The sequence below is a fragment of the Burkholderia sp. AU31624 genome (genome assembly GCF_020420065.1).
Lineage (GTDB): Bacteria > Pseudomonadota > Gammaproteobacteria > Burkholderiales > Burkholderiaceae > Burkholderia.
In genome coordinates, this window is the sequence record NZ_JAIZRT010000004.1 from 87,047 (window position 1) to 110,648 (window position 23,602).

General features: G+C 68.9%; 20 protein-coding genes. 7 read left to right on the forward strand and 13 right to left on the reverse strand.

Annotated elements, in window-relative coordinates; translation table 11 throughout:
* Positions 1 to 2: 2 nt before the first annotated feature.
* The 4 genes from iolD (at position 3) to LGM89_RS15535 (ending at position 4,322) form a co-directional block, all read left to right on the forward strand.
* A complete protein-coding gene (gene iolD / locus LGM89_RS15520) occupies positions 3 to 1,886 on the forward strand; it encodes a 3D-(3,5/4)-trihydroxycyclohexane-1,2-dione acylhydrolase (decyclizing) (RefSeq protein WP_226273353.1) in 1,884 nt (627 codons plus the stop codon).
* Positions 1,887 to 1,947: 61 nt separating this feature from the next.
* Positions 1,948 to 2,877: a myo-inosose-2 dehydratase gene (gene iolE / locus LGM89_RS15525; protein WP_226273354.1), complete on the forward strand. Its 930-nt coding sequence runs from the start codon at positions 1,948 to 1,950 to the stop codon at positions 2,875 to 2,877.
* 52 nt (positions 2,878 to 2,929) lie between these two features.
* On the forward strand, positions 2,930 to 3,745 hold the full coding sequence (gene iolB / locus LGM89_RS15530; RefSeq protein ID WP_226273355.1) for a 5-deoxy-glucuronate isomerase: 816 nt from the start codon (positions 2,930 to 2,932) through the stop codon (positions 3,743 to 3,745).
* 82 nt (positions 3,746 to 3,827) lie between these two features.
* Complete coding sequence (locus LGM89_RS15535) at positions 3,828 to 4,322, forward strand: heme-degrading domain-containing protein (RefSeq protein WP_226273356.1); 495 nt, start codon at positions 3,828 to 3,830, stop codon at positions 4,320 to 4,322.
* Between the two features lie 29 nt (positions 4,323 to 4,351).
* On the opposite strand, the gene LGM89_RS15540 is transcribed toward LGM89_RS15535, so the two are convergent.
* The 4 genes from LGM89_RS15540 to LGM89_RS15555 form a co-directional block, all read right to left on the reverse strand.
* Entirely contained in the window at positions 4,352 to 5,803 is a 1,452-nt protein-coding gene (locus LGM89_RS15540) for an MFS transporter (protein ID WP_226273357.1), read from the reverse strand.
* A 76-nt stretch (positions 5,804 to 5,879) separates the two neighbouring features.
* Positions 5,880 to 6,899, reverse strand: a complete 1,020-nt coding sequence (locus LGM89_RS15545) for a cyclase family protein (RefSeq protein ID WP_226273358.1) — start codon at positions 6,897 to 6,899, stop codon at positions 5,880 to 5,882.
* 56 nt (positions 6,900 to 6,955) lie between these two features.
* A complete protein-coding gene (locus LGM89_RS15550) occupies positions 6,956 to 8,236 on the reverse strand; it encodes a CaiB/BaiF CoA transferase family protein (protein WP_226206507.1) in 1,281 nt (426 codons plus the stop codon).
* A 59-nt stretch (positions 8,237 to 8,295) separates the two neighbouring features.
* Positions 8,296 to 9,060, reverse strand: a complete 765-nt coding sequence (locus LGM89_RS15555) for an IclR family transcriptional regulator (protein ID WP_089460937.1) — start codon at positions 9,058 to 9,060, stop codon at positions 8,296 to 8,298.
* Between the two features lie 229 nt (positions 9,061 to 9,289).
* On the opposite strand from LGM89_RS15555, the gene LGM89_RS15560 reads away from it, so the two are divergent.
* The 3 genes from LGM89_RS15560 to LGM89_RS15570 all read left to right on the forward strand — a co-directional run bounded on the left by LGM89_RS15560 (position 9,290) and on the right by LGM89_RS15570 (position 12,989).
* On the forward strand, positions 9,290 to 10,180 hold the full coding sequence (locus LGM89_RS15560) for an HpcH/HpaI aldolase/citrate lyase family protein (RefSeq protein ID WP_226206509.1): 891 nt from the start codon (positions 9,290 to 9,292) through the stop codon (positions 10,178 to 10,180).
* Between the two features lie 201 nt (positions 10,181 to 10,381).
* Entirely contained in the window at positions 10,382 to 11,464 is a 1,083-nt protein-coding gene (locus tag LGM89_RS15565; RefSeq protein ID WP_089494665.1) for a porin, read from the forward strand.
* A 34-nt stretch (positions 11,465 to 11,498) separates the two neighbouring features.
* Positions 11,499 to 12,989: an MmgE/PrpD family protein gene (locus tag LGM89_RS15570; protein ID WP_226273359.1), complete on the forward strand. Its 1,491-nt coding sequence runs from the start codon at positions 11,499 to 11,501 to the stop codon at positions 12,987 to 12,989.
* A gap of 33 nt (positions 12,990 to 13,022) precedes the next feature.
* On the opposite strand, the gene LGM89_RS15575 is transcribed toward LGM89_RS15570, so the two are convergent.
* From LGM89_RS15575 to LGM89_RS15615, 9 genes are all read right to left on the reverse strand, one after another.
* Positions 13,023 to 13,961, reverse strand: a complete 939-nt coding sequence (locus LGM89_RS15575; protein WP_089494664.1) for a LysR family transcriptional regulator — start codon at positions 13,959 to 13,961, stop codon at positions 13,023 to 13,025.
* A 272-nt stretch (positions 13,962 to 14,233) separates the two neighbouring features.
* Positions 14,234 to 15,253, reverse strand: a complete 1,020-nt coding sequence (locus tag LGM89_RS15580; RefSeq protein ID WP_089494663.1) for a cyclase family protein — start codon at positions 15,251 to 15,253, stop codon at positions 14,234 to 14,236.
* Positions 15,250 to 16,737 (reverse strand): MmgE/PrpD family protein, encoded by a 1,488-nt coding sequence (locus tag LGM89_RS15585; RefSeq protein ID WP_089494662.1) that lies wholly within the window; start codon positions 16,735 to 16,737, stop codon positions 15,250 to 15,252. The genes LGM89_RS15580 and LGM89_RS15585 overlap by 4 nt, the downstream gene beginning before the upstream one ends.
* Entirely contained in the window at positions 16,734 to 17,597 is an 864-nt protein-coding gene (locus LGM89_RS15590) for an HpcH/HpaI aldolase/citrate lyase family protein (protein WP_089494661.1), read from the reverse strand. Before LGM89_RS15590 ends, LGM89_RS15585 begins: the two co-directional genes overlap by 4 nt.
* On the reverse strand, positions 17,594 to 18,832 hold the full coding sequence (locus tag LGM89_RS15595; protein ID WP_089495278.1) for a CaiB/BaiF CoA transferase family protein: 1,239 nt from the start codon (positions 18,830 to 18,832) through the stop codon (positions 17,594 to 17,596). The genes LGM89_RS15590 and LGM89_RS15595 overlap by 4 nt, the downstream gene beginning before the upstream one ends.
* Positions 18,833 to 18,935: 103 nt before the next feature.
* Positions 18,936 to 20,099 (reverse strand): quinone oxidoreductase family protein, encoded by a 1,164-nt coding sequence (locus LGM89_RS15600; protein WP_089495277.1) that lies wholly within the window; start codon positions 20,097 to 20,099, stop codon positions 18,936 to 18,938.
* Between the two features lie 58 nt (positions 20,100 to 20,157).
* Positions 20,158 to 20,745 carry a hydrolase gene (locus LGM89_RS15605; RefSeq protein ID WP_089494660.1) on the reverse strand — a complete coding sequence of 196 codons (588 nt, stop codon included), beginning with the start codon at positions 20,743 to 20,745 and terminating at the stop codon, positions 20,158 to 20,160.
* A 9-nt stretch (positions 20,746 to 20,754) separates the two neighbouring features.
* Positions 20,755 to 22,245, reverse strand: a complete 1,491-nt coding sequence (locus LGM89_RS15610) for an MFS transporter (protein ID WP_226273360.1) — start codon at positions 22,243 to 22,245, stop codon at positions 20,755 to 20,757.
* A gap of 478 nt (positions 22,246 to 22,723) precedes the next feature.
* Complete coding sequence (locus tag LGM89_RS15615; RefSeq protein ID WP_089494658.1) at positions 22,724 to 23,470, reverse strand: glucose 1-dehydrogenase; 747 nt, start codon at positions 23,468 to 23,470, stop codon at positions 22,724 to 22,726.
* Between the last annotated feature and the right edge of the window lie 132 nt (positions 23,471 to 23,602).

Consider the following 23,602-nt stretch of genomic DNA (forward strand, 5'->3'; position numbering starts at 1 on the left):
ACATGACCTCTACCGTGAGACTGACCGTCAGCCAGGCGCTCGTGCGCTACCTGGCCGCCCTGCGCGCCGAAGTCGTCCAGCCCGACGGCCGCACCGAGATCCTGCCGTACTGCGGCGGCGTGTTCGCGATCTTCGGCCACGGCAACGTGGCCGGGCTCGGCGAGGCGCTACACGCGGAAAAGGACCGCCTGCCGACCTTCCGCGCGCACAACGAGCAAGGGATGGCCAATGCGGCCATCGCATTCGCGAAGGCGAACTTCCGCCAGCGGATGATGGCCGCGACGTCGAGCATCGGCCCCGGCGCGACCAACATGCTGACGTCGGCCGCGCTCGCGCACGTCGGCCGGCTGCCGCTGTTGCTGCTGCCCGGCGACGTGTTCGTGTCGCGGCTGCCCGACCCGGTGCTGCAGCAGGTCGAGGATTTCGAACAGGGCGACGTCAGCGCGAACGACTGCTTCCGGCCGGTGACGCGCTACTTCGACCGGATCACGTCGCCCGAGCAACTGCTCGTCGCGCTGCCGCGCGCGATCCAGGTGATGACCGACCCCGCGCAGTGCGGCCCCGTGTGCCTCGCGTTGCCGCAGGACGTGCAGACCTTCGCATACGACTGGCCCGAGGATTTCTTCGCGCCGCCGGTGATCCGGATGCGCCGGCCGCCGGCCGACGCGCTCGAACTCGCCGATGCGCTCGACGTGCTGAAGGCCGCGAAGAAGCCGCTGATCGTCGCGGGCGGCGGCGTGCTGTACAGCCAGGCGTGGGATGCGCTGCGCGCGTTCGCCGATACGCATGGCGTGCCGGTCGCCGAATCGCAGGCCGGCAAGGGCAGCCTCGCGTGGGACCATCCGCTGAATCTCGGGTCGATCGGCGTGACGGGCTCGCCGGCCGCGAATCGCGCGGCCGCGCAGGCCGACGTGGTGTTCGCGGTCGGTACGCGGCTGCAGGACTTCACGACCGGCTCGCATGCGCTCTACGGCCATGCGACGCTCTTGAGCCTGAACGTGCAGCCGTTCGACGCAGGCAAGAAACGCGGCCGTCAACTGGTGGCCGATGCGCGCACGGGCCTCGGCCAGCTGTCGGCCGCGCTGGCCGGCTGGCAAGCCGATCCGGCGTGGACCGCCAGCAACCGCGACCAGGCCGCCGCCTGGAACGCGCGCGTGACCGAGCTCACGACCCGCATTCCGAAGGACACGCTGCCGTACGACGCGGAAGTGATCGGCGCGGTGCGCGACTCCGCGGCCGACGCGGGCCGCGACAGCGCGCGCGACGACCTCGTCGTGTGCGCGGCCGGCACGCTGCCGGCCGAATTGCACAAGCTGTGGCGCAGCGGCGTGCCGGGCAACTACCACATGGACTACGCGTACTCGTGCATGGGCTACGAGGTCGCGGGCGGCCTCGGCGCGAAGCTCGCGCGGCCCGGACGCGAAGTGATCGTGATCGTCGGCGACGGCTCGTACATGATGCTCAACGCGGAACTCGCGACGTCGGTGATGCTCGGCCGCAAGCTCATCGTCGTGATCCTCGACAACCGCGGCTACGGCTGCATCGAGCGGCTGCAACTGAATTGCGGCGGCGCGAGCTTCAACAACATGCTCGACGACTGCGTGCCGGAGGGCGGCGAGCGCTCGACGATCGACTTCGCGATGCATGCGCGCGCGATGGGCGCCGAAGCCGTGCACGTGCGCGACATCGGCGAGCTGCGCAGCGAAATGAAGCGCGCCCGCGCGGCGACGAAGAGCCAGGTGCTCGTGATCGACACCACGCACCGCCGCACGACCGACGACGGCGGCGCATGGTGGGAAGTCGCGGTGCCGCAAGTATCCGAACGCGCCGGCGTCGATGCAGCGCACCGCGCGTATCTCGATGCGAAGACCCGGCAGCGGCGCTGATCGCGCGCGCTGCCCACGATCCCTCCCCGCGAAAAACACATTCGAACCAAGGAAGCACGTCATGAGCTGGAACGTCCGCATCGGTATCAATCCCCTGTCGTGGATGAACGACGACCTGCCGTCGCTCGGCGGCGAGACGCCGCTCGAAACGGCACTGAAGGAAGGCGCCGAAATCGGCTATGCGGGCTTCGAGCTCGGCAACAAGTTTCCGAAGACCGGCCCCGAGCTGAAGGCGAAGCTCGCCGAGTTCGGGCTCGTGTGCGTGTCCGGCTGGTATTCGGGCTTCCTCGCCGAGGTCGAGCCGGGCATGAGCGATGACGATGCGGTCGCCGCCGAGATCGAGCGCTGCCGCGCGCACCTGACGAAGCTGCAGGTCAACGACGTGAAAGTGGTGGTCTACGGCGAATGCGCGGGCACGATCCAGGGCAACATCGACACGCCGGTCGCGAAGCGGCCGCGCTTCGTCGACGACGCAGCCTGGCGGCGCTATGCGGCGCGCCTCGACGCGTTCGGCGCGCACCTGCTCGACACGTACGGCATCAAGCTTGCGTACCATCACCACATGGGCGCGTACGTCGAGTCGCCCGACGATGTCGACCGGCTGATGGCGCTCACCGACCCGGCGAAAGTGTTCCTGCTGTTCGACACCGGCCACGCGTATTTCGGCGGCGCGGCCGACCCGGTCACGCTGCTGAAGAAGCATGTGTCGCGCGTGGTCCACGTGCATTGCAAGGACGTGCGGCCGCAGGTCGTCACGCAGGCGCGCAACGACGGCTGGAGCTTCCTGAACGGCGTGATCAACGGCACCTTCACCGTGCCGGGCGACGGCGCGCTCGACTACGAGGCGACGCTGCGCACGCTGAAGGAGGCCGGCTACGAAGGCTGGCTCGTCGTCGAGGCCGAGCAGGATCCGGCCGTCGCGCCGAGCTATGCGTATGCGAAGAAGGGTTACGAATCGCTGCGCGCGATCGTCGACCGGTTGAGCGCGTGAACACATCAACGCGTGAACGCATGAGCCCTACCCTGTTGCGGAGCCCCACCCCATGACGATTTCTCCCCTGCTGATCAAGGCCTCGGCCGACCGCGAGATCTGCAACGTCACGCCCGAATCGGCCGGCTGGAAGCACGTCGGCTTCCGTGCGCTGCGCCTGAAGGCCGGCGACACCGAAACGCTCGACACCGGCGCGCGCGAGCTGTGCGTCGTCGTGCTCACGGGCACGGTGCGCGCGGAGGTCGACGGCAAATCCTACGACGCGCTCGGCAAGCGCGACAGCGTGTTCGAGGACATGTCGCCGGACGCGCTGTACGTGCCGGGCGGCAAGACGGTCACGCTGGTCGCGACGCGCGATGCGGAAGTCGCGCTGTGCACCGCGCCGTATGCGAGCGGCGACAAGCCCGTGCAACGCCTCGACGGCGAGCGGATGCGCCGCTCGGTACGCGGGCAAGGCACCAACACGCGCTACGTGTGCGACATCCTGATGGGCGACAACCCGGCGGCCGACCGGCTGCTCGTGGTCGAGGTCGTCACGCCGGCCAGCCATTCGAGCAGCTATCCGCCGCACAAGCACGACCGCGACGCGGCACCGGAAGAAACGTCGCTCGAGGAAACCTACTACCACCGGATCGATCCGCCGCAAGGCTTCGCGTTCCAGCGCGTGTACACGGACGACCGCAGCCTCGACGAAGCGTGCGCGGTCGAGGACCACGACGTCGTGATGGTGCCGCGCGGCTACCACCCGGTGGTCGCGCCGCACGGCTACAACCTGTACTACCTGAACGTGATGGCCGGGCCGAGCCGCGCGTGGGCGTTCAAGAACGATCCCGCGCACGAGTGGATGCTCGACGCCCCGAAGCGCTGATGGAAAGACGGGCCCGCGCGCGGCCCGCGACGATGCGACGCCCGGCACGCGCACCCAGCGCCGGCGACGCCACGGAGCCGCCATGGTGACGACCCTCTTTCGCCTCGAACCCCATCCCTTCGACGACGACGCGTCGAACCCGGCGCTGCCGCGCTTCGATGCGGCCGTCGCCCGCCGGATGGGTGAAATCGCTGTCAACCTTGCGTCGCGCCGCGGGCTGCCGATCGCGGTGAGCATCGTCGGCGAGCAGGCGCCGCTGTTCTACTGCGCGCTCGACGGCAGCGACGCCGGCGACAGCGACGCGATCCGCCGGCGGCAGAACACGGTGTTGCGCTTCGGCCTCAGTTCGCTCGCGGTCGGCGAGCGGTTTCGCCGCGCCGGCTGGTCGCTGCAGTCGCAGGGGCTGTCGGATCACGACTATGCGCTCGACGGCGGCGGCGTGCCGCTGCGGATCGCCGGAGCCGGCATCGTCGGCGCGATGACGATCGCGGGGCTCGACTCCGAGCACAATCACGCGCTCGTCGTCGAGAGCCTGCAGTGGCACGTCGGCGCGAACACGCTTGCGATGAGCACGTAGCCGCCGTTGCGCCATCACGCCGCCAGCCGTCACGAACGGCGCGGCGGCAACACGTCGAGCGAGCGCCCCGGCCGTTGCGCGACGGCGGCGTCGGCCGCCTCGTCCGGGATATCGTCGAGCGACCGGTTGTTGGTGCGCGGCCCGAACGCGCCGATCGACAGCATCACGATCAGCATGCTGCCGCCGATCAGCGCGAACACCGCCGACACGCCCGCGCGCTCGAGCAGCAGCGCGACGATGAAACTGCTGACGGCCCCGGTCAGTCGGCCGATCGAATGCACGAAACCGAGCGCGCGCCCGCGGATCGCGGTCGGAAACAGTTCCGACTGGTACGCGGTGCCGTTGCTCGCGAGCACCGTGCTCGACAGCGTGACGAGCAGGCCGAATGCAATCACGAACGGCGCTTGCGCCGACATCGCGAACGCACTGCCGAACAGCGCGACGCCGAACGCCGACGCGACGATCAGCCACTTCCGCTCGACCCGATCCGCGATCAGGCCGGCGACGAGCGGCGACACCGGATAGGCGAACGCGATCACGAACGCATAGCCGAGACTCTTCGCGACGGTTGCGCCCTGGGCGGCGAGCAGCGTCGGCAGCCATTGGCTGAAGCCGAAAAAGCCGATGCTCAGGAATCCGTTGAATGCAATCAGCATCGCGGTGCGACCGCGGTATCGCGCCCCCCACATCGACGGCGCACCCGGCGCAAGTGGCGTGGCGGCAGCCGGTAGCCGGACCGCGGGCAGCGGCCGGCCGGATTCGCGCTCCACCCTCTGCTCGAGTTGCCGCACGATGCGTTCGGCCTCGGCTTGCCGGCCCACGCCGACGAGCCAGCGCGGCGACTCCGGCAAGCGCGACTGCAGCCACCAGACGACCACCGCCCCGCTTCCGCCGAGCAGCACGACCCAGCGCCATCCGGACCAGCCGAGCGGATCGTGCGGCACCCAGAGCCACGACACGAGCGCCAGCACCGGCATCGCCACGTAGCCGACGGCGAAGCAGACGGCGAACGCCCGGCCCCGTACCGCCTTCGGCACCAGCTCGGTCAGGAACGCGCCGATCGTGATCAGCTCCGCGCCGACGCCGCAGCCTGCGACGAAGCGGCACACGAGCACGCCGAGCGCGCCCGACTGCACGCACATCATCAGGCTCGCCGCGGTATAGAGCAGCAGCGCACCGGTGAACAGCGCGCGGCGCCCGTAGCGGTCCGCCAGGCGCGACACGAACATTTCGCCGATGAACAGCCCGATGAACGTCGCCGCGCCGAGCGCGCCCTGGTCCGACATGCCGAGCACGCCGCGCGCGCCGGTGTGAAAGATGCCGTCGCGAATCAGCCCGGGCGGCAGATAGGTCATCTGGAACAGGTCGTAGACCTCGAAAAAGCCGCCGACGCTCAGGCACAGCACGAGCTTCCAGATACCGGCTGTCGCGGGCAGGCGATCGATGCGCGCGGCGAGCGATGCCGCAAGGGTGTCAGACATGGCGTGTCCTCGGTGGTCGCCCGCGCGGCGCGCGGGACGGCGGTGATGGCGCGGCGCCGGCCGCGCGGCGTGGCAATCACACGGTGGCAACCGGATTGACCGGCGAGCCGACGAGCCCGCGCAGATGCAGCGGCGGCGCGGTCAGCAGGAAGCGGCTGCGGTGATGTGCGTGCAGCCAGTCCGCGAGCGGCGTCAGGTGCCACAGTTCGCCGAGATGGATGCCGAGCTTGAACAGGCACAGCTCGTGCAGCGGCATCAGCGCACCTGGTTGAGCGAACGGCTGCGCGTCGCGCGGGCGCTCCTCGACCGCGTGGTTGTCGGCCGCGAGCGCCGCGAGCCCCGACGCGTCGATCCAGTTCAGCAGGCGCGCGTCGGCACCATCCAGCACGCAGCAGGCGTGCGGCGCACCGGTCTCGCCGCGCGCGGCCGCTTCCAGCAGACGGTCGGCGAAGCCCGTATGCACGCATACGATATCGCCGCGCTCGACGCTCACGTCATCCGCGCGCAGCACCGCCATCCAGTCGTCGAAGCCGACCTTGCGCCGCGCGTCGCCGAAGTGACGGCGCAGGTCGACCATCACGCCGCGCCCCTGCACGCCCGTTTGCGCCATCACCTCGATGCCGAGCGCCCGTGCGCCGCCTTCCGGCGCACCGGCCTCCGGCACGCGGATATGCTCGCCCATCCGGTAGCCGTTGTAGAACACCCGGGTCTTTTCACCGTCGCCCGCCGGATCGAACAGCGAGCCGACGTGCGACAGCGCGTCCCATTGCGTCGAGAACTGCGAATGCATGCAGAACGCGTCGTCGCACACGACATCGGTTGCGTTCGCAACCTGTTCGTCCGCGCGATAGCCGAAGTAAGGCTTGTCGCCCGCCAGCGCCGGCATGATCGCCGGCGGACGCCGCCGTGCGTTCAGTCCGCCGCCGCGCGGCACGTCGAGCGGCAGGCTCAGCGAAAAAACGCGGCCTTCGCGCACTTCCGCGACGCCGCGCAGCACGGCGTCGGGCGTCAGCCAGTTCAGGCGCCCTTTCTGGTCGTCCGGGCCGAAATCGCCCCAGTTCGAGCCGGGCGGCCGATGGGTCCAACGCGGATTCATGGTGTCTCCTCCATGCAATGTCCGGTGCATCCGGTTTCCGTCGTTGCGCGCTCCGCTTACCGCGAACGGATCACGCCCAGCGCAGCGAGCCGCGCGTACTCGAGCTCGCCGAGCAGCGGCTCGAGGATCTCGCGGTTGTGTTCGCCGAGCGCGGGCGCGGGCCGGCGGAACGCGCCGGGCGTGCCCGACAGGCGCGGCGTGACGTTGTGCATCGGCAGGCTGCCGACGTCGTCGTCGGGCAGCTCGACCAGCGCCTCCCGCTCGATCACGTAGCGATCCGCGACGATCTGCGCGATGTCCTGGATCGGCCCGACCGTCACGCCCGCTTCCTCGAAGAAGGCCAGATTGGCATCGAGATCGCGTGCGGCAATGAATTCGCCGACGATCGCGTCGAGCGCCTCCGCATGCCGCACGCGCAGCACGTTGGTGGCATAGCGCGGATCGTCGACCAGGTCCGCGCGGCCGATCGCGCGGAACAACCGTTCGGCCATCGCCTGCGTCGAACTCGACAGGCACAGCCATTTGCCGTCGCGGGTGCGATACGCATTGCGCGGCGCGGTGTTCGTCGAGCGGCTGCCGGTGCGCGGCTTGATCTCGCCGGTCATCACGTAGTTCGCCGCGGCCGGCCCGAGAATCGACAGCAGCGGCTCGAACAACGACACGTCGATCACCTGCCCCGCCGCATGCTGCGTCCCGCGCGCATGCAGCGCGACCAGCACGGCGAGCGCACCGGACATCCCGGCCGTCATGTCGGCAAGAAACATCGGCGGAAGGACCGGCTCGCGATCGGCGAACCCGTTGATCGCGGCGAAGCCCGCATAGCCTTCGGCGAGCGTGCCGAAGCCCGGCTTGTGGCGATACGGGCCGGTCTGCCCCCAGCCGGAAATCCGCGCGATCACCAGTTCCGGCCGGATCGCGAGCAGGTCGTCGGGCCCGAGCCCCATCCGCTCCGCGACGCCCGGCTTGAAGCTCTCGACGAACACGTCCGCGTCGCGCACCAGCCGGCGCACGATGTCGACGCCCTGCGGCGAACGCAGATCGACGCACACGCTGCGCTTGTTGCGTCCGTACACCTTCCAGTTCGTGCTGATTCCGCCCGCGCCGACCGCGCGCAGCGTATCCCCGCGCTCGCTTTCGACCTTCACGACGTCCGCGCCGAAGTCGGCGAGCTGCACGCTCAGCATGTTGCCGGCCATCAATCGCGACAGGTCGACCACGCGCACGCCGGACAGCGGCCCGCCCGCGCCTGCGTCGAACGATTTCTGACGGATCGGACCGGTGGGCGCGCGACGATGCGCGCCGGCCGCACGGGCGGCCTGCGTGTCGGGTACGGACATGACTGTCTCCTGGTAGGTGTCTGTCGGTGGGTCAGGGATGCGCGCGCCGCGCGCCTGCGCTATTCGAGCAGCGCGCCAAGCTGGTCGGCCGCCGGGAACGGCGCACCCGCCGCGGGCAGGTCGCCGCCGAGCGCATGCGTCAGCTCGGCAGCGGCGGCCTGCACGTACGGCAGGTAATCGGCCAGCACTTTCTTGTTGAAGCGATAGCGCGGCACGCCGAGCGAGATCGCCCCGCTCAGCACGCGGCCGACGCCGAACGCCGGACATGCGATCGCCGCGCTCTCCGGATCGCGCTCGGCAATCGACACCGTGTAGCCCTGCTCGGCCGTCTTCTCGTACTCGCCGCCGCGCGTGCCGGAAAACGCGAGCAGCACGCGCCCCGCCGCGCCGACGTCGAGTGGAAAGCGGTCGCCTTCGCGCAGATGCGTGCGCACCGCGCGCTGGGCCTGGATGCGGAACAGGCAGACGCGCTGGTCGCCCTCGCGCACGTAGAACGCGGCGGTTTCGCCGGTCTGCGCCGACAGCGTCGACAGGATCGGCATCACGTGCTCGCGCAGCTGGAACGACTCGCGGTACATCACGCCGAGCTGGAAGACGGCCGGTCCCAGCACGTAGCGCCCGTCGGGCAGACGCTTGATGAAGCGGAACTGTTCGAGCGATTCGAACATCCGCAGCAGCGTGCTCATGTTGAGCCCGGTCGCGTCGCTGACCTGCGCGAGCATCAGCCCGCCGGGTGCGCCGGAGAAAGCGAGAAGCGCGGTCAGCGCGCGATTGACCGCGGCCACGCCGCCTTCCGCCGGATTGTTCGTCTCCACCTTGCTCATGTCCGCCTCACGCTGTGCCGGGCGACCGGCGACCCGCCTCGCCCAGGATCATAAAAATGAAAGTCGCTTTCATTATACGCAGAGCGCCGATGACATCAACATGATTTCGCATGGCACAGATCGTTCATCTTCTTTCAATTCCCGTTATTTATAGGCGTTAACGATAATCTTGACGAATGCGCCAATCAGTCACAAAAATGAAAGTGGCTTTTATTTTATGAGAACGACGATGAATTCTGCTTCCCAACCGGTCTGGCGCTCGCTCCTCTACGTCCCCGCCCACGTCCCCCGTTTCGTCGCAAAAGCCGCGACCAGCGCAGCCGATGCGCTGATCCTCGACCTCGAGGACAGCGTCCCGTTCGCGTGCAAGCCCGACGCCCGCGCCGGCCTCGCCGACGCCGTGCCGATGCTGCGCGGCGCCGGCTGCGACGTGCTGGTCCGCGCCAACGGCCCGCTCGACCTGCTGGTGCCGGACCTGCGTGCGGCCGTGCGGGCCGGCGTGCACGGCGTCGTGCTGCCGAAGGTGCGTGGCGGCTCGCACGTCGAGGCGATCGACGAACTGCTGGGCACGCTCGAGGACGAAGCCGGTGCCGCGCCCGGCAGCACGCGTATCGTCGCGATCATCGAAACGCCGCGCGCGTTCCAGGCGATGGACCGAATCGCGCGCGCGTCGCCGCGCGTCGTCGCGATGATGCTCGGCGGCGGCGACTTCGCGCTGAACTGCGAAAGCGGCACCGGCGCCGACGTGCTGCGGGTGCCGAAGCAGTTGCTGATCATCGCCGCGCGAGCGGCCGGCATCCTGCCGCTCGGCCTGGTCGACGGTCTCGACGAACTGCGCGATCTCGATGCGTTCGAGCGCATCGCCCACGCGTCCGCGGCATTCGGCTATGCGGGCGCCACCTGCATCCATCCGCTGCAGGTCGATGCGCTGAACCGCGCGTTCCGCCCCGACGACGATGCGGTGCGCGACGCACGCGCCGTGCTCGCCGCCTACGACGACGCGCGTGCCAACGGCCGCGGCGCATTGCGCATCGACGGCCGGATGGTCGACGCCGCCGGCGTCGCCCAGGCGGCACGCGTGCTCGCGCGCGACGCCGCCGTACGCACGCGCGCACGCTGACCCGCGCGACGAGCCCGCGATGCGCCCGTCCCCCCGCGCGATCCCGCAGCCTGGCCTCGCCCGCGTACGTCGCCCGGCGCGCGCGAGCGGCCCGGCGCGGCACGCCCCGTTCGCCGTCCGCCCCGGATAGCGCTGCGGCGGTGCGCCTCTCGACCCGCGCGGCGCATGAAGAACAACAACCCCAAACAAGGAGACAGCCCCATGGGCAAGCGAATGTCCGCATTGTGCGGACTGGGCCTCGTATCGGCCGGCGCCTGCGCGCAAACCAGCCTCACGCTGTATGGCGTCGCCGACGTCTACACCGAATTCCTCACCGGGCAGGCCGCGCCGGACGGCAAATCATCGGCATCGCTCGTGCGGATGGCGTCGGGCGGCAAGAGCGGTTCGCGCTGGGGCCTGAAGGGCGTCGAGGATCTCGGCGGCGGCTGGCAGGCGGCGTTTCGCGTCGAAAGCAGCATCAACCTGACCAACGGCACCGGTGCCGGCTCGGGCGGCTTCGACCGCTCCGCGTGGGTCGCACTGCAGCACGACCGCTGGGGCGCGCTGCGGCTCGGCCGCCAGTACACGACGCTGTTCGACATCATGGAGCGCTATTCGCCGACGGGCGCCTATTCGACGCTGTACGAGCCGGACGGCGCGATCGTCGGCATCAACTATCGCGAGAACAACGTCGTCAAATATCTGGCGAAGCTCGGCGCGCTGACGCTCGAAACCCACTACGCACTCGGCGGCACGGCGGGCGCGTTCCAGTCGAACGCCGCGTACGGCGCGGGCTTCGACTATGCCGGCGACGCGTTCTCGTTCGCCGCGGCGTTCGACGACGTCCACACCCCGCAGCCCGGCGGCTTCGCGCATTTCCGCCGCTACGCCGCTTCCGCGCTCGTGCCGCTCGGCCGCGCCCAACTGCTGGCCGGTGTCGAACACGCGCGCAGCGACATCGCCGCGCCGTCGGTCGTGACGCACTTCACGTTCTGGTGGGCCGGCGTCCGTTACGCCGTCACCGATTTCCTGCAGGTGATCGGCGCGGTCTATTACGAACACATCCGTGCGCGGAATCCTGCCCATGCACCCGCGCCGGCGTCGCGTCCCGTCAGTCCGCAACAGGTCACGTTGCAGTTGAACTACTTCGTGTCGAAGACGGTGACGCTGTACCTGGCGGGCGGCTACGCGCATCGCGCCGCGCTCGATTTCGACAACGACAACTACAGCTTCCTGCACTACTCGCTCGCCGCCGATCGCTCGGGCAGCGCGGGCGTCGCGCTCGGCCTGCGCAAGGCGTTCTGACATCGCCGCCCCCCAACTTTCGGAGTCCAGAACCATGAACCGCCGCCATTTCCTTTCCGCCCTGACCGGCGCTGCGTTGACGCTGCCCGTGATGCGCGCCCGCGCCGACGCGTCACCTGCCGCCAGCGGCACCGTGCGTGCCGACCTGCGCGACACCGACCAGCCCGAACTCGCGCGGCAGCTCGCCGACTACGCAGCCGGGCTGCGGTATCGCGACCTCGACGCCGCGACCGTCGAGACGATCAAGGCGCATCTGATCGACGCACTCGGCTGCGCGATCGCCGCGTACGACGAGCCGCCCGTGCGCATCGCGCGCAATGCGGCGCTCGCCTCGCCCGGCGGCGTCGCGACCGTGATCGGGACGGACCGGCGCACGAACCCCGATCTCGCCGCATTCGCCACCGGCACGGCGCTGCGCTACTTCGATTTCAACGATGCGTATGCCGGCAAGGAGACCGGCCATCCAAGCGACAACGTCGCCGCGTGCCTCGCGGTCGCCGAAGCGCAGCACGCCACCGGCCGCGACCTGATCCTGTCGATCGCGATCGCGTACGAAATCGCGTGCCGGCTGATGGACGCCGCCGCCATCAGCCCGCGCGGCTGGGACCACACCTGCTACAGCCTGCCCGCCGTCGCGCTCGCCACGGGGAAACTGATGCGCCTGAGCGCGCCGCAACTCGTGCAGGCGGTCAACCTGTCGATCAACAGCCATCTCGCGCTGAACCAGACACGGGTGCAGCAGTTGTCCAACTGGAAGGCGCTCGCCGACGCGGACGCGGCGCGCAACGCGGTGTTTTCGACCGAACTCGCCCGCGCCGGCCTCACCGGCCCCGCGCCGATCTTCGAGGGGACGGCCGGGTTCTTCGAGCGGGTATCCGGGCCGTTCACGCTCGATACGGGCGAATTCGGCGGGCGCGGCGGCACGTTCCGGATCGGCCGATGCTTCGTGAAGCTCTATCCCGCGCAAGGGCTCACGCAAACGGCGATTCCGGCCGCGCTCGCGGTCGCCGCCCAGGTCGGCGACCTGCGGCGCATCCGCCGCATCGAGATCCACACGACCGAAGTCGGCTACGTGACGGCCGGCCGCGATCCGGAGAAATGGGCGCCGTCGACCCACGAGACCGCTGATCACAGCCTGCCTTACATCGTCGCGCGGGCGATGCTCGACGGCGACATCACGACCCGAAGCTATGCAAGCGCCGCGCTGCGCGATCCGGCCTTGCGCGCGCTGATCGGAGCCATCACGGTCAGTGCCGATCCGGCGCTGACGGCCCGCTATCCCGCGCATGCGCCGAATCGCGTGACGGCCGTGTGCAACGACGGCGCGATGCATGCGAAACAGGTGGACGACCTGCCGGGGTCGCCGACGCGACCGATGCAGCGCGACGACTACGAAGCGAAATTCATGAAGAATTGCCGGCCGCACTGGAGCGCGGCACGGATGCGTGCCGCGCTCGATTATCTGTGGCGGCTCGACGAACAGCCCGACGTCGCGACGCTGCCGCCGCTGCTCGTCATGGGCTGACCCGGGCACGGTCGGCACCACGCGGCTTCACGCTCAGCCGACGCTGAACGCGTCCGCCGCGACGTCGTCCTCGAGCGACTCCGCGACCGCGATGATCATGCGACGCATCCAGCCGTGCGCGTTGCTCGCATCGTACCGGTGATGCCAGTACAGCGACCACGTGACCGGCTCCATCGCGAGCGGCAGTTCGCGGATCACGAGGCGCGGATCGCCGAGGCTCAGCGCGTGCCGCTCCGACATGATCACCGCGTACGGCAGCGCATCGAGCATGTTCGGCACGACGAGCCAGTGCGGCACGTTGAGCACGATGCGGCGTTTGCAGCCCATGTTCGCGAGCAGGTTGTCGATCAGGCTGTGGTCGACCGGGTTGATCGATACGTTGAGGAAGTCGAGCGCGAGGAACCGTTCGAGCGTCAGCGGCTTGTCCGCGTCGGGATGGTTGCGGCTCAGCATGCAGACCAGCCGGTCGTGAAACACGGTTTCCGACGACAGCGTGCCGGAATGCTCGAGGCCCGCGCTGATCGCCATGTCGAGCCGCCCTGCCTCAAGCGCTTCGGCCGTCTTGGCCGCGCTCGGATGCACGACGTCCAGGCTGATATTCGGCGCCGCCGTGCGCATGCGCCGCAGCAATGCGGGCAGCAGAAGCAATTCGGTCAGATCCGACATGCGGACCGTGAAATGACGTTCCGATGTAAAAGGATGGAATTGATAATCCGATTCAAACAATTCTTCGATTTGTTGCATGATTTTCCGGACCGGCGAGATCAGCGCCTGCGCGCGCGGGGTCAGTTCCAGCCCTGTCGCGCCGCGCGCGAGGATCTCGTCGTTGAACAGATACCGCAGGCGCGACAGCGCATTGCTGACGGCCGGCTGCGTCAGGCCGACCTTCAGGCCGGCCCGTGTCACCTGTTTCTCGGTCAGCAGTGCATCGAGTATGACCAGCAGGTTCAGGTCGATCGAACGTAGATTCATGATTGTGACCATCCACTAAACGGGTTAATCGCCCTCCCCGGCTCACGATTATCGCAATGGGGAATTCCCCTGATATTTAGTGCAATAAACGAGAATAGTCCAATCTTGACGTTTCAATATTTTTTATATACCTGCCGCCATTGATTCGGTTTTTGATTTAAATGACCCGTTTTCCAGGAATTTTTCTGAAAAACGAGTCAATCGAAATCAGCCATCGATGGTGGAAACGGTTCGCTCCGGCCATCGTGCACGAGCCGCTGCCTGCCCGCGTATCAGACCGTCGCGACCGGATTCACCGGCGCACCGACCAGGCCCCGTATATGCAGCGGGGGCGCGGTCAGCAGGAACCGGTTGCGCCGATGCGCACGCAACCAGTTCGCGAGCGGCGTCAGATGCCACAGCTCGCCGAGGTGGATGCCGAGCTTGAACAGGCACAGCTCGTGCAGCGGCATCAGCGCACCCGGCTGCGCGAGCGGCTGCGCCTGCTGCGGCCGTTCCTCGATCGCATGGTTGTCGGCCACGAGCGCGGCGAGCCGCGACTCGTCGATCCACTGCAGCAGGCGGGCGTCGCTGCTGTCCAGCACGCACGCACTCGCGACGGTCGCGGGCGACCCGCTTTCGTCGTTCAGCAGCAGATCGGCGAAACCGGTGTGAATGCAGACGATGTCGCCCTGCTCGACACGCACGTCGTCTTCTTCCATCACGCGCATCAACTGCGCGTAGCCGACTTTCGTGCGGGCATCGCCGAAGTGATGCCGCAGGTCGATCAGCACGCCGCGCCCCTGCACGCCGGTCCGTGCCATCACCTCGATGCCGAGTGCGCGCGCGCCGCCGGTGGCGTCGCCTTCCTGCGGCACCCGCAGATGCTCGCCCATCCGGAAGCCGTTGTAGAACACGATCTCGGGCACGCCGTCGCCGTCCGCATCGAATACGCCGCCGACATGCGCGAGACCGTCCCATTGCGTCGAGAACTGCGAATGCATGCAGAAGGAATCGTCGCAGACCACGTCGGTTGCGTTTGCAACCTGTTCATCCGCGCGATAACCGAAGTACGGCTTGCCGCCCAGCAACGCCGGCATGATCGCCGGCGGCCGGCGGCGCGCGTTCAGGCCGCCGCCGCGCGGCACGTCGAGCGGCAGGCTCAGCGAGAACGACAGGCCTTCGCGCACCTCGGCGACGCCCTGCCGCACGTTGTCCGGGGTCAGCCAGTTCAGCCGCCCTTTCTGGTCGTCCGGACCGAAATCGCCCCAGTTCGAGCCGGGCGGCCGCTTGTTCCAGCGGGGTGTGCTCAAGATGGATCTCCTCCTTCCAGGTTCGCATGCGCGCCGGACGTCAACGCCGCCAGCCCGTCGAGCGGTGCGTCGTCGGCGAGCGCCTGCACCGCGTCGCGCAGTTCGAGCGCACGAGGCAGGCCGATCGTCGAACTCGCCGCGAGCACGAACTTCGCGACGAGTTCCTGTTCGGTCAGCGGCCGCGCATTGGTGCCCTTGCTCGACTCGACGCGCGCCTCGAGCACCTGTCCGTCGCGCCGTTCCACCCGCAGCACGGCGGGCAGGAAATGCGGGAACCGCTCGTCGCACCACGGATCGCCGACGCAACGCACCTTCGCGGCCAGCGCACGGCGCGCGGGATCCCGCACGAGCTTGTCGTCGAAATCGTCGAACCAGACCCCGAGCCCGCCGCCGCCGAGCAGCGCGGCCGCGACGGTGTACGGCCCCGAGAACGCCGCCGCGTACCCGTCCGGCGGGTTGGCCTTCAGCGCGGCGGGCTCGCCGATCGTGCGCAGCGTCGACGTCGCGACCCGCAGCTCGGCGGACACCACGTCGTCGGCCGTCACGCCCTGCGCCTTCAACTGCAATGCCGCGTCGATGCCCGGATGCGTGAAGTGGTTGCACGGATACGGCTTGAAGATGATCCGGCTCGTCTCCCAGTCGACACCGAGTTCGCGCAGCACCGCGTCGACGTCGGCCAGCTCGCCGCACCACGCGCGGAAGAAGCCGAAGCGGCCTTCGAGCGCGGTCGGCGGCGCGGTCACGCCCGCGCTCGCCAGTTCCGCCGCGCTCACGCCCGCATGCGCAGCCCAGCCGCAGTGGATCCGCTTCACGGAGCCGCCGGTGCGATTGGCTTCGAGCAGGCCCGCGCCCATGCTCGCGGCAATGCCGAGCGCGGCGGCGATTTGCGCGGCGTCGAGCCCGAGCAGCATCGCCGCGGCCGCGGCGGCGCCAACCGTCCCGCAGATCGACGTCGCATGCTGGCCGCGCTCGAAGAACACCGAATTGCCGATCTGCGGGTTGTAGGCGGCCACGCCCAGCCGGATGCAGATCTCGGTGCCGACCGTGATCGCATCGAGCAACGCCGTGCCCGATGCGCCGCTCGCCTGTGCGGCGGCAAGCGCGGCCGGAATCACCGACGCGCTCGGATGCAGCACCGACAGCATGTGCGAGTCGTCGAAATCCATCGCGTGCGCAAGCGTGCCGTTGACGAGCGCGGCGCTCGCGGCGGGCAGCCGGTCGGGCGCGCCGATCACGGTCGCCGGGCCGTTGCCGGCCCAGCGCCGCGCGACCTGCAGCACGGACTGTGCGACCGGTTCGTCGTGCGCGATCAGGCTGTTGCCGACCAGGTCGAGCACGCGCGCGGCGGCCTCGACGCGCAGCGTGCGGTCGAGCCCATCGTTGCGCACCGCCGCCGCGAAGCGACCGAGCGCGCCGACGATGCCGTCCGGACTCACGGGCCCGGCGGCCGCGGCCGGTGCGGAAAGCGTGTCGGGCGCGTTCATGCCGGTGCTCCGTCGCGCCGGAGATGGGTCGCCAGCGCGAGCGTCACGCGCGCGTTCGCGATCAGCGGCGGCGCCACCACGCGGCCGTCGGGCAGCACGAACACCGACGATTCGCCGTCCGCCGCAGCGACGGCCTCCAGCACCCGCTCGGCCGCGCGAATGTCTTCGTCCGACGGCGTGAACACCGCGTTGATGACCGGAATCTGCGAAGGATGAATCGCGAAGCGGCCGACGAACCCCATCGATTTCGCGCGCAACGTCGACTCCTTCAGACCGTCGAGATCGTTCAGCGTGTGATAAACCGTCTGAATCGGCCCGTTCAGCCCGGCCGCGCGCGACACCACCACGCAGCGCGCGCGACACACTTCGAGCGTGAAGTTGTCGACGCCGATCCGCAGGTCGGCGCGCAGGTCGCTTTCGCCGAGCCCGATCCGCTCCAGCCGCGGCGACGCGGTCGCGAGCTGGTAGGCCGTCTCCACGCCATACGCCGATTCGATCAGGATCTGGATCCCCGCGTCGCTGCCGAGCGCATCGAGCCAGCCCGCGACTTCCTGGATATGCGCGGGAAAATCGCACTTCGGCAGGCGCAGCGCCTGCAGCGCGGGCAGTGCGATCGCCTCGACGTCGTCGCGGCACCATGGACTCCCGATCGGGTTGACGCGCACGTAGGTCGGCTTCGGCGGGCGGCCCGCGAGGATCGCGGCGGCGGCCTTGCGGGCGTCGATCTTGTGGCTCGCCGGCACGGCGTCCTCGAGATCCAGCACGATCGCATCGGCGTCGCTCGCGTAGGCCTTCTCGACCACCTGCGTCTTGTGCGCAGGCACGTACAGATAGCTGCGGCAGGTTGCGCTCTGTTTCAAATCACACCTCGTTCGGTCAAATCGGCCAGGTCCTGCGGTTCCAGTCCCAATGCGCCGAATACTTCATCGTTGTGCGCGCCGCGCGACGGCCCGCCCCAGCGGATCGCGCCGGGGGTATCGGACAGCCGGAACGGCACGTTGTGCGTGCGGAACGCGCCCAGTTCGGCGTCGGCCACCGAGACGACCGAGCCGAGCGCCGCATACTGCGGATCGTCGAGCACGTCGGCCACGTCGTAGATCGGTGCGACAGCCGCCTCCGCGCGTTCGAACTCATCGAGCACCTCGGCGCGCGTGCGCTGCCCGATCCAGCCGCCCACCGCCGCGTCCAGCTCGTCCGCATGCTTCGCGCGCTCGACGCCGTTCGCGAACCACGGCTGGTCGATCAGGTCGGCGCGGCCGACGAGCCGCATCACGCGCTCGGCGATGCTGTGCGCCGAAGTCGACAGCGCGACCCACTTGCCATCCGACGTCCGATACACGCCGCGCGGCGAATTGTTCGGCGAGCGGTTGCCGGTGCGTTCGGGCACGCGCCCCGTCTGGTCGTAGCTCGCGACCTGCGCGCCCATCGCCGCGAGCATCGTCTCGATGATCGCGAGATCGACCACCTGCCCGCGTCCCGTGCGATCGCGCGCCTTCAGCGCCGTCATGATCGCGAACGCGGCGGTCAGCCCCGCCACCGTGTCCGCCAGCGGAAACGACGGCAACAGCGGCGGCCCGTCCGCCTCGCCGGTCGCCGCCGCCAGCCCGCTCATCGCCTCCGCGAGCGTGCCGAAGCCGGGGCGGCGGGCATACGGGCCGAACTGGCCGAAGCCCGTCACCCGCACGAGCACGAGCCGCGGATTGATCGCGGACAGCACGTCGTAGCCGAGCCCCCAGCGCTCCAGCGTGCCGGGCCGGAAATTCTCGACCACCACGTCGGCCTGCGCCGCCAGCTCGCGGAAGATCCGCTGGCCGTCGGCCGTGCCGAGATTCAGCGTGACCGCGCGCTTGTTGCGCGCGACCACTTTCCACCACAACGGGACGTCATCGCGGCGCGCGCCGTACTTGCGCGCCGGATCGCCCGTCGGATGCTCCACCTTGATCACGTCGGCACCGTAGTCGGCGAGCATCGTCGCCGCGAGCGGGCCGGCGAACAGCGTCGCGGCGTCGATCACGCGAATGCCGCCGAGCGGCGCGCGGCTGGCGCTGTCCGACGCCGTGTCGGCGTCGACTTCCCCGGTTTCCACAGAGGCCATGGCCTTCTCCTGCGAGATGGATTGCACGGGCGCGCCGTGCGCCGCCATCGTCTGCATGACTAATCATCGTGCGACGGGGCAGGCACGGCGCGCGACCCGCGGCTTAGACCGCGTTGATCCGATAGATCGGGAAGTACGTCTCGATCTTCCCGTTCAGGTAATCGGACGCCAGCTTCGGCACGTCGTCGAAATCGAAGATCTCGGTCGGTTCCTGGCCGATCCAGCCGGTCGACTCCTGGAAGTCGCGGATCGTGATGCTGTCGTCGTAACGCCACGCGTGCGTGTGGATGTGCAGGCGGCGGTTGATGCACTCCGTCGCGCGCAGGTTCCACAGGCGCATCCCGGTTTTCCAGCCGACGGTTGCGACGATGCCGGTGCGGCCCGTCACGCGCATCGTCGCGCGATACAGTGCGCCGCCGAGATTGTCGAGGAAGATCGAGACGCCGCGGCCGCCGCTCAGCTCGGCGATCGTGTCGGCGAACACGCGCTCCGACTCCCGGTAGCGTGCCTGATATTCCGGATCGGCCCGGTAGCGCGCCTCGTCATACGCGAGATCCGGAAACTTGCGGCGGTCGACCGGCGTGATGCCGAGCTTCGCGAGTTCCTCGAGCCGGCGATCGTTGCTCGCCGTCATCGCGACGCGAAAGCCCTCGCGCTTCGCCAGCTGCAGCTCGGCAAGCGTCGTGCCGCCGCCCCAGCCGAACACCAGGTTGTCGGCCGGATCGACGTCCGGCAGTTGCGAACGCCAGCACGCCGACGCGACCTTCCAGTTGTCCCATGCGGTGAAGTAGCGGCCGTAGGTCGCCCATTGCAGCAGCGAGTGGCGGCTGTCGGTCGGCACCGGCACCAGGTTGTCGGCGCGCATCTTGGTGCGCTGCGCCATCACGCCGATCGTGCCCGGCGCGTCGTACGCGTAGACGAGTTCGGCGAACCCGTATTCGTCGCGCTTGCCGAACGGCATCACCATGCAGATCTCGCCGTCTTTCAGCGCACTGACCGCGCTGCCGCGCTCGAGCACGCGCACCAGCGCGCCGTTGCCCAGCACGATCTTGTCCTCGCGGCGCTGGCGGCAGATATCGACCGGGTTGCGCGACAGCGCGTGGTCGAGGTTCGCTTCCCACGATCCGTACAGCGGCTCGACGAGCACCTCGTCGGCTTCGAGACTGGAAAATTCAAAGGTTTCGCGGCGCAGCTCGCCCGCGACGGGCGGCTGCTGTCGGGTCGGTTCCGGTCCCGCGTAGAGAACCCATGCATCGGTCTTGATCATCGTCATTCCTCGGTAAGCGATTGATGTTTGCAACAGCGCGCCGAACGATTCGCCGGCTTCAGCGCGATTGGGCCTGCTCGAGTGCCGCCTCCACGTCAGCCGCCGCGGCGACCTGCCCGAGCTTCGGGAAGATCTGGGTCAGCGCGAACGTCTGCGCATCGGCCGACGAGGTGCTGACCGCGTCGCTCACGATGACGACGTTGTAGTTGTTTTCGTATGCCTGGCGCGCCGTCGATTCGACGCCGATGTTGGTCGCGATCCCCGTCAGCACGATGTCGGTGATGCCGCGGCGGCGCAGCTGCACGTCCAGGTCGGTGCCGGTGAACGCGCCCCACTGATGCTTCGTCACGACGATGTCGGACGGCTGCACGCCGAGCGCCGGCGCGAACGCGCTCCATTCGGGATCGAGATTCGGCGGAGACGACGGCGCATCCGTCTTCACCTTCAGCGCGACGCCGCCGTCAGGCCGGTAGCTCGTGTGCACGTAGATCACGGGCAGCCCCAGCGCGCGGAAAGCCGCCGCAAGCTCGACCGTCTTCGCGACCACCTGCGCACCGGTATAGGGCGTGACCGGTAGCGAGACGATGCCGTTCTGCAGATCGATGGCGACGAGCGCGGCGGTGCGATTGAGCGTCGGAATGGACATGTAAAACCCTCACTTTTGTTGTGGAACGGAAGAAACGGCGGCGTCGAGGTGCCGGCTCGATACGGCATTGAGCAACAGCACCATGCTGATGACCGCCAGGACGACGGCAAGCTCGCGCAGGCCGTGATCGCTCGCCGGATGACCGAGCGCGAGACCGACGAGCGCGAACGACAGGCTGCCGCCGACGTACTGCGCGGTGCGGTACAGCCCCGAGGCCGTGCCGATCCGGTCGTGCGGCGTGCTCTGGTAGAGCGTGGCCTGGTTGCCGAGATTGTTGAAACCATTAGGAATACCGAACACGATGGACAGCAGGACGATCGCCGCGATCGGCAGACTGCTCGTCATCAGGCTCATCACGACGCTGCCGATGCAGAGCATCGCGGAACCGATGACCAGCACCGGGCGCGGGCCGTGACGGTGCACGATGCGGGTCGCGAGCATCGTCGTGACCGTGCCGATACCGGCGACCGGCAGCATCACGAGGCCGGCATCGGCGGCCGACAGCCCCCGCGCCTCCTGCAGCCACATCGGCAGCGCGTAGAAGATCGCGTAGAACACCGCATAGGTGCCGACGCAGCGCAGGTACGTGCCGAGCAGCGGACGGTTGTCCGCCAGCATGCGAATATCGATCAGCGGCGCCGCGGCCTGGCGCTCGCGGTGGATCAGGAGCGGCACCAGCACCAGCGTCGCGGCCAGCAGCAGCCAGTCGGGTTCGCGTGTCACCGATTGCAGGAACAGCAGCAGGCTCGCGAGTGTCAGCACGAACAGCACGACGCCCGGCAAGTCCAGCTCCTTCAGCGTGTCGCGTGCGTGCGCGCCGCGACGCACGGGGTCGGCCGGGATCCACAGCCACGCGAACAGGAAGGCGGCCAGCACGATCGGCACGTTGATCCAGAAGATCGCGCGCCAGCCGGCGAACTGCACGAGCGCGCCGCCGAGCGGCGGGCCGAACGCCACGGCCACCTGTGCCGCGATCGAGATCGCGCCGAGGCCGCCCGTCGGCGTCGCGCCGTTCGCGTGCCGCTGCGACCACGCACGAATCATCGCCATGCCGGCCGGATAGGCGGCGGACGTGCCGATGCCGAGCGCGACGCGCGAGGCGATCAGCCAGCCGAGCGTCGGCGCGAACGGCGCGAGCGACGACGCGACCAGCACGATCGCGAGGCCGATACAGAAGATCCGCTTCGCCCCGAAGCGATCGGCGAGTCGCCCCATCGTCGGCTGGCCGGCGGCCGTCGCCAGATAGAGACCCGACACGAGCCACAGCGTATCGATGCGCGCCTGCGCGGCGCCGTGCGGCGCGAATGCCTGCTGGATGCTCACGAGCGCGACCGCGATCATCGACGAGTTCAGCGCGTTGAGCAGCGTGCCGAGCACGATCGGACCGACCAGCTTCGCCGGCAGGCGCAGACCTGCGTTGCGTCGGTCGTCGCCGCCTTCGGGCGGACCACCGGCGGTCGGACGTGCCGCGTGCCCGGATCGATCGTGAGTCGTTTTCATGGCGCCTTCGCGTGGTGAATGTGCATCGGTCGATGAATGTCGAACGTGCGTTCACCATACCGCTCGGCGCGCCGCGGATGAAATGGATTGTTGCGATGCACACATTCGCAACTTGAATGGGTGGCATGCGCGGCGCGCACCGGACCGGCACCCGTCGATACGGCGGCGATGCACGAGAAACGCCCGTCAGCCTTGCGCGGCGGGCAGTCGAGGAGCATTCGGGGGGATGACTTCAGTCACGCGCGGCAGGCGGCATGCACCGTTGCCACGCACGTCGCATGACAGTTTTATGCCGCGGTGCGATGCGGGATCAGAGGGTGGCCTCTAGGAATCGTGTCCGTGCCGCATTCGTCCATCGAATGTCGTGGATCGCACGACAACCGGCGGCCCGCAGCGCGATCTGCCGAAGCAAGCTCGACGCGGCGTCCGCCGGATTTCACCACTTCAACACGCGTGCCGTCGGCGCGGCACGATCCGGTCAGTTCAACCCGCCGCTCACGACGACGTGCTCGCCGGTCATCCAGCGCGCATCGTCCGATGCGAGGAACACGGCGACCGACGCGATGTCGTCCGGCTCGCCGAGGCGGCCGAGCGGCGTCTGGCCGAGCACCTGCGCTTCGAGATCGGAACCGATGATGCCCGCGCTGTGCGTGCCCTCGGTCACGATCATCCCCGGGTTGATCGCGTTCACGCGGATCTTGCGCGGGCCGAGTTCCAGCGCGAGCACGCCGGTGATCGCGTCGACCGCGCCCTTGGTGCCGCTGTACACGGCGCTCGCGGGCGGCGTGATGCTGGTCACGACCGAGCTGATGTTGATGATGCTCGCGCCTTCGCCGAGGTGCTTGACCGCGGCCTGCGTGGTCAGCAGCACGCCGAACACGTTCGTGTCGAACTGCCGGCGGTAGTGCTCTTCGGTGATCGCTTCGATCGGCGCGAATTCGTACACGCCGGAATTGTTGACGAGCACGTCCAGACGCCCGTACGTGTCGATCGCGGTATCGACGATGCGCTGTGCGTCGGCTGCCTTCGACACGTCGCCGCCCACCGCGACCGCGCGGCCACCGGCTTCGACGATCGCGCTGACGACTGCGTCGGCGCCCGCCTTGCTGCTCGCGTAGTTGACGACGACCGACGCGCCTTCCGCGGCCAGTGCCTTCGCGATCGCCGCGCCGATGCCCTTCGAACCGCCCGTGACGATCGCTACCTTGTTTGCCAGCTTGCTCATGATCTCATTCCTCAGTCCAAGACTTTCGATGGAGGGTGCCGGTTGCCGCGTCGTTGCTCGTTGCGTCGATGTGCGACCGGTATGGCTGGCAATTTACTGTGCGGTACGGCGACGATAAAGCGGCTCGACACG